Annotated in this window: 10 protein-coding genes; 6 read left to right on the top strand and 4 right to left on the bottom strand. The window is 65.3% G+C overall.

Annotated elements, in window-relative coordinates; translation table 11 throughout:
- From IVB32_RS21035 to IVB32_RS21045, 3 genes are all read left to right on the top strand, one after another.
- Positions 1 to 981 (top strand): branched-chain amino acid ABC transporter permease (locus tag IVB32_RS21035; RefSeq protein WP_247411370.1); only part of this gene is annotated, 981 nt, incomplete at its 5' end.
- Positions 968 to 1702, top strand: a complete 735-nt coding sequence (locus tag IVB32_RS21040) for an ABC transporter ATP-binding protein (RefSeq protein ID WP_018452918.1) — start codon at positions 968 to 970, stop codon at positions 1700 to 1702. The genes IVB32_RS21035 and IVB32_RS21040, both read left to right, overlap by 14 nt.
- Complete coding sequence (locus IVB32_RS21045; RefSeq protein WP_026232421.1) at positions 1695 to 2390, top strand: ABC transporter ATP-binding protein; 696 nt, start codon at positions 1695 to 1697, stop codon at positions 2388 to 2390. Before IVB32_RS21040 ends, IVB32_RS21045 begins: the two co-directional genes overlap by 8 nt.
- Before the next feature lie 186 nt (positions 2391 to 2576).
- On the opposite strand, the gene IVB32_RS21050 is transcribed toward IVB32_RS21045, so the two are convergent.
- From IVB32_RS21050 to IVB32_RS21065, 4 genes are all read right to left on the bottom strand, one after another.
- Positions 2577 to 4124: a murein L,D-transpeptidase family protein gene (locus IVB32_RS21050; protein WP_231189755.1), complete on the bottom strand. Its 1548-nt coding sequence runs from the start codon at positions 4122 to 4124 to the stop codon at positions 2577 to 2579.
- 412 nt (positions 4125 to 4536) lie between these two features.
- Positions 4537 to 5499, bottom strand: coding sequence for an acetyl-CoA carboxylase carboxyltransferase subunit alpha (locus IVB32_RS21055; protein ID WP_007599220.1), 963 nt, complete (start codon positions 5497 to 5499; stop codon positions 4537 to 4539).
- Positions 5500 to 5780: 281 nt separating this feature from the next.
- Positions 5781 to 6764, bottom strand: coding sequence for a site-specific tyrosine recombinase XerD (xerD, locus tag IVB32_RS21060; protein WP_018452921.1), 984 nt, complete (start codon positions 6762 to 6764; stop codon positions 5781 to 5783).
- A 16-nt stretch (positions 6765 to 6780) separates the two neighbouring features.
- Positions 6781 to 6927: a hypothetical protein gene (locus IVB32_RS21065; RefSeq protein WP_035669499.1), complete on the bottom strand. Its 147-nt coding sequence runs from the start codon at positions 6925 to 6927 to the stop codon at positions 6781 to 6783.
- Positions 6928 to 7111: 184 nt separating this feature from the next.
- Between IVB32_RS21065 and IVB32_RS21070 the strand changes: the two genes are divergently transcribed.
- The 3 genes from IVB32_RS21070 to IVB32_RS21080 all read left to right on the top strand — a co-directional run bounded on the left by IVB32_RS21070 (position 7112) and on the right by IVB32_RS21080 (position 10275).
- On the top strand, positions 7112 to 7735 hold the full coding sequence (locus IVB32_RS21070; RefSeq protein WP_018452923.1) for a shikimate kinase: 624 nt from the start codon (positions 7112 to 7114) through the stop codon (positions 7733 to 7735).
- Positions 7732 to 8880 carry a 3-dehydroquinate synthase gene (gene aroB, locus IVB32_RS21075; RefSeq protein ID WP_247299191.1) on the top strand — a complete coding sequence of 383 codons (1149 nt, stop codon included), beginning with the start codon at positions 7732 to 7734 and terminating at the stop codon, positions 8878 to 8880. Before IVB32_RS21070 ends, aroB begins: the two co-directional genes overlap by 4 nt.
- 90 nt (positions 8881 to 8970) lie before the next feature.
- Positions 8971 to 10275 carry an HlyC/CorC family transporter gene (locus tag IVB32_RS21080; protein WP_018452925.1) on the top strand — a complete coding sequence of 435 codons (1305 nt, stop codon included), beginning with the start codon at positions 8971 to 8973 and terminating at the stop codon, positions 10273 to 10275.
- The last annotated feature ends 113 nt before the right edge of the window (positions 10276 to 10388 follow it).

Raw genomic sequence — 10388 nt, forward strand, 5'->3', positions numbered from 1 at the left:
GTGGAGGGCGTCGTGCTCGTCGTGGCGCTGCTCGCCCCGCTGGTGCTGCAGGACTACCTCACGGTGTTCGCGACGCGCGTGATCATCCTCGCGCTGTTCGCACTGTCATTCGACCTGGTGTGGGGCTATGCCGGCATCATGAGCTTCGGCCAGGCGCTGTTTTTCGGCTCGGCCGGCTATGGCGTGGCGCTGCTCGCGCGCGATCTCAACATTACCAACATCTTCCTGGTGCTGCCCGCGGGCACCATGATCGGGCTCACCTTTGCGCTACTGCTGGGCGGCTTCCTGCTGCTTGGACGGCATCCCTCCAGCGTGATCTTCGTCTCGCTGGGCACGCTGACCGGATCCTACGCCGCCGATCGGCTTGCGCGCGGCTGGTACTATCTCGGTGGCCAGAACGGCATCCCCTCGATCTCCTCGATGACGCTCGGCAGTTACGAGTTCTCGGAAGGGCCGCCGTTCTATTATCTCGTGCTTGGCCTGCTCGTCGTGGTCTATCTCCTCTGCCGCTTTCTGGTGCGCTCGCAGTTCGGGTTGGCGCTCGCGGGATTGCGCGAGAACGAGCAGCGCATCGCCTTTTTCGGCTACAAGGCGCAGCATCTGAAGGCGATCATTTTTGCGATCGGAGGCGCAGTGGCCGGCCTCGCCGGCAGCCTCTATGCCTTCCACGAAGGTTTCGTCTGGCCCAACATGGTCGGCGTCGTGGTCTCGACGCAAGTGGTGCTCTATGTGCTGTTCGGCGGCTCCGGCACGCTGATCGGCGCCGTCATCGGTGCCGTCATCGTTGAGGGCGTCAGCTTCTGGCTCTCGGACAATTACCGCGAGGTCTGGCCGATCATCCTTGGCGTGCTGCTCCTGCTGGTGATTCTGTTCCGGCCGCTCGGCCTGATCAGCTTCGTGCTCGGCGAGCGCGAGCGGGTCGGCAGCTTTGGTGGCAAATCCAGGAAGACCGGGAAGGAGAAGCGCGATGCCGCTCCTTGAAGCCAGCGGCGTCAAGAAGATCTTCGGGAAGCTCACCGCGCTCGACGGCGCCGCGCTGACCGTCGGCGAGAACGAGTTTCACGGCCTGATCGGCCCGAACGGCTCCGGCAAGAGCACGCTGATGAAGTGCATCGCCGGCGCCGAGGTGCCGACACAGGGCAAGGTCTCCTTCGTCAACGCCGATATCACCGCGTTCACGCCGACCGAGCGTGCCCGCGCCGGTATGAGCTTGAAATTTCAGATCACATCCGTGCTGCCGACGCTGACGCTCTACGACAACATTCTGCTCGCGCTGCAGGCGCAATCCTCGCTGTTCGATCTCGTGTTCTCGCGCACGCGCGGGCTCTTGCACGATCAGGTCATGACCATGCTGACGCAATTTCGCCTCGCCAACCGCGCTTTCGACGCGGCGGCGGCGCTGTCGCACGGCCAGCAGCAATGGCTGGAGATCGCGATGGCGCTGGCCTGCAAGCCGAAGCTTCTGCTGCTGGACGAGCCGACCGGCGGCATGAGCCTGGAGGAGCGCCGCGTCACCGGTGAATTGCTGCAGCCGATCAAAAAGCATTGCTCGCTGGTCATCGTCGAGCACGATCTCGATTTCATCCGCGACATCTGCGATCGTCTCACCGTGCTCGACCAGGGCAAGGTGCTGGCGTCCGGCACGGTGTCGGAGATCCAGGCCAACAAGGCCGTCCAGGAGATTTATTTGCGCCGTGCCTGAATTTTTGGACATCAAGCATCTCGACGCCGGCTATGGTCGCAGCCAGGTCCTGTTCGACGTCAACCTCGGCATTCCCTGGCGCGGCGGTGTCGCCGTGCTGGGCCGCAACGGCGCCGGCAAGACCACGCTGATGAAGACCATCGTCGGCGAACTGCCGGCGTGGAAGGGCGAGGTCGCCTTCGATGGCCGCGACATCAGCCGCCGCGCGACCCAGGAGCGGGTGCGCGCCGGCATCGGCTACGTGCCGCAGGAGCATTCGGTGTTCGCGCGCCTGTCGGTGCGCGACAATCTCGCGGTCGGGTCGCTCGCGAGCAGGAAAGCCGACGCGGTCGAGCACGTGCTGACCATCTTCCCAAAGCTCGGCCAGCGCCTCGACCAGCCCGCCGGCACGCTTTCCGGCGGCGAGCGCAAGATGCTCGCCATCGGCCGCGCCATGCTGGGCGATCCAAAACTTCTTCTGCTCGACGAGCCGACCGAAGGCGTCTGGATCGGCGTAATCGAGGAGATCACCGAGCGCCTGATCGAGCTTGCGAAAACCATCGCCGTCATCATCGTCGAGCAGCACCTCGACCTCGCGCTCCGCGTCGCCGATTACGCCTACGTGCTGGACCGCGGCCGCGTCGCGCTGCAAGGCGAAGCGGGCGAGGTGAGGGGCAATCCGGAGCTGCTGCGGTATCTGGCGCCGTAGGGCGCGCGTGAAGCGCGTCGCTCTCACACCGAACTCGGCTGTCATGCCCCGCGAAGGCGGGGCATCCAGTACGCCGCAGCTTCTCGATCGATAAGGGGTGCCTCTGGAATACTGGATTCCCCGCCTTCGCGGGGAATGACGGCGTCAGGCTGGGATGGATCGAAGAGATTAAGCGGAGCGCCCGCTTTACTTCACCGCCCCAAACCGGCTGTCGAACGAGTTCGATTGCACCACCGGCGCGGCGCCCATGATCTGGGTCGCTTCACCCGCGCCATCCGACACCGACGGCTTCAGCGTCGGGCGGGTTGCGGCGAGGCGGGTGTCGGGCTTCGCAGCTTCGGCGGGTTTGGCAGCGGCAACAGCCGGCTTCGGTGCATCCTTCGCTGCGTCCTTGGACGTGTCGCGGCCCGGTACGAACCGGGTCACCGCGGCCTTCAGCCGGGACGCTGCGGTGGGCGGCGTCGTGGTCGTCGTTGCAGCCGGAGCGACGGATGCCGTGGCCTGCGGCGGCGGCGTGGTCGCCGTGGCGTCGGCATTGCCCACACCCATCTTGCGGCCGAGATTGGAGAAGAAGCCGGATTTCTCGGGCGGAGCTGCGGTGGCGACGCGGGCGCTGGCGGCGGGCGCGCTGACGGCGACGACCGGCTCTTCCTGCGGCGAGGGCGCGGCTGCATCGAGATTCGGCTTCGGCGGATTGACGTGTCCAGGGATGGTGCCCGGCGCCTTCGCCATCGCCAACATCTGGAGCGTGGTGCCTTCGGCGCCCTCCGACAGGCCGGTCGAGCCTTCCGGAATCTTCGCGGCAAAGATCTTGTTCATGCCGCCGTCGATGCCGGTGTTCATGCGCGCAACGGGCGTGCCGCGCGAAACCAGCTTGTTGTACTCCGCCTGGTCGCGCGCATCCTTCTCGCGCACGGCGCTGGCGATCTCCTCGGGGATCACATAGGCCGGGCACTTAGCGGACGCGTCGAACACCGGATCGCGCTTGGCGTCGGGCGGCTTCGCCGCGTCGAACACGTACTTCTTCTCGCAGAAATCGACCTTCGGCTCCTGCCGCGTCACCTCGAAATGATCATAGCCTTCCTTGATCATCTTCCAGAACGGCATGTTCGGATTGTTCCGGTGCTTGGCCATGTTCACCGGCGTCATCTTGAACGGATAGGCCTGCAACTGGAACGCCTTCTGGCCGCCGAAGAAGGACTCGCGCCCGAGCGAATAGATCTCGGCGATCTGCTCGTCCGTCATCGCGTAGCAGCCGCGCGACGAACAATCGCCATGCACCATCAGCTGCGACCCGCTGCGGCCCAAAGCCTTGTCGAACGCGTTCGGATAGCCCGTGTTGAACGACAAATAGTACGCCGATTGCGGATTCATCTGGCCCGGATTGATCGAGTAGAATCCTTCCGGCGCCTGACGATCGCCTTCGCGCACCTTCGGGCCGAGATCGCCCGACCAGCGACAGATCGGATAGGTCTTGAGCAGCGCGAACTGGCCGTTGCGGGTCTGCTTCCAGACCTCGAGCTCGGCCTCCTGCTTGAACAGGCGCACCAGGATCGGTGATTGCAGATCCATGTTCTTCTCGACCATCGCGGCGAGAAGCTTTGGCGGCACCGGCTGGTTGGCCTTGGCATTGGTCGCAAGCGAAACCTGGTCGGTGTCGCAGCCGGCCAGCACGAAGCTGGCGGCAAGCGCCACCGAAACCAGAAACGCGCGAGCAAGCGAACGAGAAATCAAGATGGACCCCACACCGTCCAAGGCATCGCGCGCAAACCCCAATCTTGAAGCATGATCCGACCGGAGACCGGGACCCGTCGCGACGGGCTTTTTCGCAATCACGCTCCAGCGCTTATGCCCTGAAGCCATTGATTAAAATTCTAACCTCTGGGTCATGTGGTCGCAACCCGCACGGGGATCACGAGCCCGTTGGCCCAAAGGCGTGGTCAACGAAGACTTAAACTGGGCTGAAACTTGGGCCTTTCGGCCAAACCAGCACTGAGATCGCTGATTTGGGCAAAAAAAGGGTTAACGCGGGGTTACCGGGGGCCTCCGGGACGGTTTGGCCGGCCTCAAATTCAGCGTCGTCTCGGCGAAAGCCAGGACGACGGCGGAGGGGGACGCGTCCAACGGGCCCCAAAGCCCGCCCGAATCAGCCCAGTTTCCGGCCAATATCGAGGAATTTCTGCCGCCGATGCTTGCGGATGGCGTCCCCGTCCAGACCCCGGAGTTCGTCAAAGGCCTTGGCAATGGCGTCGCCCGTGGTGGCGATCATGGCGGCGGGGTCGCGATGGGCGCCGCCGACCGGCTCCTTCAGAATGCTGTCGATCACGCCGAAGCGGAGCATGTCCTGGGCCGTGATCTTCATGTTGTTGGCGGCTTCCTGCGCCTTGGAGCCGTCGCGCCAGAGGATCGAGGACGCCGCCTCGGGCGAGATCACGCTGTAGATCGCGTGCTCCAGCATCAGGACCTTGTTGGCGGTGGTGATGGCGATGGCGCCGCCCGACATGCCCTCGCCGGTGATGATGGCGACGTTCGGCACGGTCAGCGCCATGCAGGCATCAGTCGAACGCGCGATCGCCTCGGCCTGGCCGCGCTCTTCCGCGCCGATGCCGGGATAGGCGCCGGCGGAATCGGCGAGCGACAGCACCGGCAGGCCGAACCGCTCCGCCATCTCCATCAGCCGCACGCATTTGCGATAGCCCTCGGGCCGCGCCATGCCGAAATTATGCTTGATGCGGCTCTCGGTGGAATCGCCCTTTTCCTGGCCCATCACGCAGATGGCCTCGCCGCGGAAGCGGCCGAAGCCGGCCACCAGCGCCTCGTCCTCGCCGAACTTGCGATCGCCGGCGAGCGGGGTGAACTCGGTGATCAGGCCCTTGATGAAGTCGTTGAAATGCGGCCGCTGCGGATGCCGCGCGACCAGCGTTTTCTGCCACGGCGTCAGGTTCAGATAGAGGTCGGCCATCGCCTGCGCCGCCTTGTCCTCGATCCGCCCGATCTCCTCGGCGATGTCGCTGCCGGAGGCCGCAAGCGTCCGCAATTCATCGAGCTTGGAATCGAGCTCGGCGACGGGCTTTTCGAAATCGAGATAGCTGCGCATCTGGTCTGGCATCAACTCAATATAGGGAGGACGGGGCGAGGCGGCGAAGCGGATTCGATGTCGCGGAAAGAAGTGTAGGTTCGTCAATGAGTTGGCTTGTGTGCTCGCAACGAGCGCAGGCCAAATCATCGTGAGGCCCCGGCTCTTTCTGCGGAGATGTGGCCGAAGTCAAGGCGGTTTCATCGTTCCAGTACCGTAGCCCGGATGAGCGAAGCGATATCCGGGGCAGGTCGCCCGATCGTCAATCCCGGATGTCGCTTCGCTCATCCGGGCTACTGCAGCTACGGCAGCAACTATTTCTCCGCCAGCGGGTGCAGGTCGCGGACCAGGCTCTTCAGCCGCTCCTCGACCACGTGGGTGTAGATCTGGGTCGTCGAGATGTCGGTGTGGCCGAGCAGCGTCTGCACGATGCGCAAATCGGCCCCGTTGTGCAGCAGGTGGCTGGCGAAGGCGTGGCGCAGCACGTGGGGGGAGACCAGCCGGGCCTGCAGGCCCGAAGCGACCGCGAGCTCCTTCAAGTCGCGGGCAAAATGCTGCCGCGTCAGATGCCCGCTCTCGCCGAACGAGGGGAACAACCATTTGGAGGCCGCCACGCGGTTCTTCTTGTCGGTCTTGTTGTTGTCCTTGGCCGCCTCCGTCGCCGCGAGATAATCGGCCATCGCCTGGCGCGAGGCCTCGTTGAGCGGCACCAGCCGTTCCTTGTTGCCCTTGCCGCGCACCACGATCATGCGGGCGTCGCGCTTCGCGGCCGTACGTGGCAGCGCCACCAGTTCGGAGACGCGCAGGCCGGTGGCGTAGAGCACCTCGAGCAGACAATAGAGTCTCAGGGCGCGCAGCCGTTTCGAGAGCGAAGCATCCTCCGCCTCGCTCAATTCCTTGGCGCGGCGGAGCATGCGGTCGACATCGGCAATCGACAGCACCTTCGGCAGGCCGCGGCCACGCTTCGGCCCGGACAGGATCGCCGCGGGATCGTCGGTTCTGATGCGTTCGTTCAGGAGGAAGCGATAGAGATGCCGCATCGCCGATAGCCGTCGCGCGACGCTGGTGGACTTGAAGCCGCGCGTGTCGAGATCGGCGAGATAGTCGCGCAGCGTCTGTGTTTCCGCGTCCGCGAATGCATGGCCGACGCGGCCGAGAAACTCGGAGAAGTCGGTGAGGTCGCGGCGATAGGCGTCGAGCGTATTGGGGCCGGCGCCCTGTTCCGCCGCGAGCATGTCGAGGAACAGGCCGGTGAGTTTTGTGTCTGAGGACTTGTTATCGGAAGATCTGGCACGCATGCCCGCAGCCTAGCTGCTATTTCTTGAGAAACTTATCCGGCGGGATCGTCACCGTCATTTCCCGCGGCTTGGGATTGACGAAGTTCGCCAGCGCGAAGACCACGCCATAGACGATGCCGGCGATCACGGCGACGACCGTCAGGAAGCGGAACAGGCTGGGCATCGGCAGGATCTCGGAGAGGGTCTCGGTCAGGGGCTTGGCGGGCAAATTAACCAATGAAATCATCCAACACGTTCGCCGTTTCGTGGCAAGAGTCCTCTGGCGAGGGCCCCTGCGGGGTCGTATAGGTGGCCAAAGGATGCCGCCATTGGCGGCAGATCGAGCGAGACCCATTCGAGCGAGACAAATGCCCGACGCCGCGTTGCCGATCCAAGCCTCGCCCGAGGCCGACATCCTGTCGGCGCTGGGGACGCGCTCGATCGTGCTCGTCGGCATGATGGGGGTGGGCAAATCCACCATCGGCCGCCGCATGGCTCTCCGGCTCAAGCTGCCCTTCGTCGATGCCGACACCGAGATCGAGGCGGCGGCCGGCATGACCATACCGGAAATCTTCGAGCGTCATGGCGAGCCGCATTTCCGCGACGGCGAGGCCCGCGTGATCGCGCGTCTGCTTGACGGCGGTCCCATCGTGCTGGCGACCGGCGGCGGCGCCTTCATGCGCGAGGAGACGCGGGCCCGCATCGCCGCGAAGGCGATCTCGATCTGGCTCAAGGCCGATCATGACGTCATCATGCGCCGTGTGCGCCGGCGCGCCGACCGTCCGCTGCTCCAGACCGCCGATCCCGAAGGAACCGTGACGCGCCTGCTCACCGAGCGCGAGCCGGTCTACGGCCATGCCGACCTCACCATCGCCTCGCGCGACGTGCCGCACGACAAGATCGTTGAGGAGACCATCGAGACGCTGCGCGCGCATCTTTGCGGCGAACGGGCGTCCCCGCCACCAGCCGACGTCGCGAGTGCCGCACGATGACCGCGCCTTTGAAACATTCAGATCCCGTCAATGTCGAGGTCGCGCTGGGGAATCGCGCCTATGACATCGTCATCGGCCGCGGCGTGCTGGCCTCGCTCGGCGAACGCGTCGCGCGCCTGCGCCCCGGCGTGCGCACCGCGATCGTGACGGATCGCACCGTCGCGAAATACTGGCTCGAACCCGCCGAGGCGTCCCTCGCAGCCAGCGGCGTTCCGACATCGCGCATCGTCGTCGAGGAAGGCGAGATCTCCAAGACCTATGCCGGGCTCGAAAAGGTCAGCGAAGCCCTGATCGCCGCCAAGATCGAGCGCAACGATCTCGTCATCGCGCTCGGCGGCGGCGTGGTCGGCGATCTCGCCGGCTTTGCGGCGGCGATCCTGCGTCGCGGCGTCGACTTCGTGCAGGTGCCGACCTCGCTGCTGGCGCAGGTCGATTCCTCCGTCGGCGGCAAGACCGGCATCAACTCGCCGCAGGGCAAGAATCTGCTCGGCGCCTTCCACCAGCCGGTGCTTGTGATCGCCGACACCGCCGTGCTCGACACGTTGTCGCCGCGGCAGTTTCGCGCCGGCTATGCCGAGGTCGCCAAATACGGCGTGCTCGGCGACGAGGCCTTCTTCGCCTGGCTCGAGAACAACCATTCCGACATCTCCAAAGGCGGTTCGGCGCGCGAGCATGCGATCGCGACCTCCTGCCGCGCCAAGGCCGGCGTCGTCTCGCGCGACGAGCGCGAGACCGGCGAGCGTGCGCTGCTCAATCTCGGCCACACGTTCGGCCATGCACTAGAAGCCGCGACCGGCTTCTCCGACCGCCTGTTTCACGGCGAGGGCGTTTCGATCGGCATGACGCTGGCGGCGCAGTTTTCGGCGAAGCTCGGCATGATCGGCGAAGCCGATGCGATGCGAGTCGAGCGTCACCTCATTGACGCCGGCTTGCCGACGCGCTTGCAGGACATCGCGGGCTTCGCGCAGGAGGGGCTTGCCGATGCCGACGCGCTGATGACGCTGATGGCGCAGGACAAGAAGGTCGAGCGCGGCAGGCTCACCTTCATCCTGCTGGAGGCCGTGGGGCGGGCCGTCGCCGTGAAGAACGTCGAGCCGGCTCCGGTGCGCGACTTCCTGAAGGACAAGCTCGCGCAAAAGGCATGACGCGAGGCTGAACGGCGCTACAGCGTTTTCGCGCGAAGTGGGTACCGGTTCGCGTAAGTAACGCGTCAAAACAAGAAACCAGAGTGGTTCATGGATTGGCTCGGATTCACCATCGTCATTCTCTGCCTGCTGGTCTCCGGCTTCTTCGCCGCGAGCGAGACCGCACTGACGGGCGCCTCGCGCGCCAGCATGCTGCGGCTCTCCAAGCAGGGTAATCGCGACGCCGACGTGGTTTCGCAGCTGCTCGACATGCGCGAGCGCCTGATCGGCGCCCTGCTGCTCGGCAACAACATCGCCAATATCAGTGCATCCGCCCTGGCCACCAGCATTTTCACGGCCTGGTTCGGCGACGTCGGCGTGCTCTATGCCACCGGCTTGATGACCGCACTGGTCGTGATCTTCGCCGAGGTGCTGCCCAAGACCATCGCGATCAACGCGCCCGACCGTATGGCGCTCGCGGTCGCGCGCCCGATGCGGCTGACGATGTACGTGCTGGGGCCGCTGCTGCGGATCGTGGAAGTCATCGTGCGGCTGTTGATGCGCCTGTTTGGCCTTGCCGGCGAGCACCAGGCGATCCTGTCGCCGACCGAGCGCCTCCGCGGCGCGGTCGACCTGCTGCATCATGAAGGCAAGTTTGAGAAGCACGACCGCGACATGCTCGGCGGGCTGCTCGATCTGCGCGAGCTCCAGGTCTCCGACGTCATGATCCATCGCACCGAGATGACGATGATCAACGCCGACCTGCCGCCGGAGGATCTGGTGCGCGAGGTGCTGGCGGCCGAATACACCCGCATCCCGCTGTGGCGCGAGAAACCGGAAAACATCATCGGCGTGCTCCACGCCAAGGATCTGCTGCGCGCGATCCGCGCGTCCGACGGCGACACCTCGCGCATCGACGTCTCGACCATCGCGCTGCCGCCCTGGTTCGTGCCGGAAATGCGGCCCGTCTCCGAGCAGCTCAAGGCGTTCCGCCGCCGCAAGACTCATTTCGCCCTGGTCGTCGACGAGTACGGCGAAGTTGAAGGCCTCGTGACGCTGGAAGACATTCTGGAAGAGATCGTCGGCGACATCTCCGACGAGCATGACGTCGTGGTCGCGGGCGTGCGCGCCCAGCCGGACGGCTCGGTCGTCGTCGACGGCTCGGTCCCGATCCGCGATCTCAACCGCGCCATGGACTGGCACCTGCCCGACGAAGAGGCAACGACGGTCGCCGGCCTCGTCATTCACGAGGCGCGCTCGATCCCCGACCGCGGCCAGAGTTTCACCTTTCACGGCTTCCGCTTCCGCGTCCTCCGCCGCGAACGCAACCGCATCACCGCGCTCCGTATTTCACCGGTGCCGCGCGAGACGGAAATGGAGGAAGCCAAGCGGCGGCGGGCGGGGACGTCGTTTTGAAGCGGTAGCTGTCATCGTCCGCCTTGTGCGCGCTTGCGCACTGGGGCGGACGATCCAGTAAGCCGCAGCGGCTCGATTCTAGCCGCGCCGCCTCGGAGTACTGGATGCCCGCC

The sequence above is a fragment of the Bradyrhizobium sp. 23 genome (assembly GCF_023073295.1).
Lineage (GTDB): Bacteria > Pseudomonadota > Alphaproteobacteria > Rhizobiales > Xanthobacteraceae > Bradyrhizobium > Bradyrhizobium canariense_D.

Excerpts from the sequence above, each read along its gene's own strand:
- aroB (WP_247299191.1), top strand. The coding sequence starts at position 7,732 with ATGACCGCGCCTTTGAAACATTCAGATCCCGTCAATGTCGAGGTCGCG.
- xerD (WP_018452921.1), bottom strand. The coding sequence starts at position 6,764 with ATGCGTGCCAGATCTTCCGATAACAAGTCCTCAGACACAAAACTCACC.
- IVB32_RS21055 (WP_007599220.1), bottom strand. The coding sequence starts at position 5,499 with ATGCCAGACCAGATGCGCAGCTATCTCGATTTCGAAAAGCCCGTCGCC.
- IVB32_RS21080 (WP_018452925.1), top strand. The coding sequence starts at position 8,971 with ATGGATTGGCTCGGATTCACCATCGTCATTCTCTGCCTGCTGGTCTCC.
- IVB32_RS21065 (WP_035669499.1), bottom strand. The coding sequence starts at position 6,927 with ATGCCCAGCCTGTTCCGCTTCCTGACGGTCGTCGCCGTGATCGCCGGC.
- IVB32_RS21070 (WP_018452923.1), top strand. The coding sequence starts at position 7,112 with ATGCCCGACGCCGCGTTGCCGATCCAAGCCTCGCCCGAGGCCGACATC.
- IVB32_RS21040 (WP_018452918.1), top strand. The coding sequence starts at position 968 with ATGCCGCTCCTTGAAGCCAGCGGCGTCAAGAAGATCTTCGGGAAGCTC.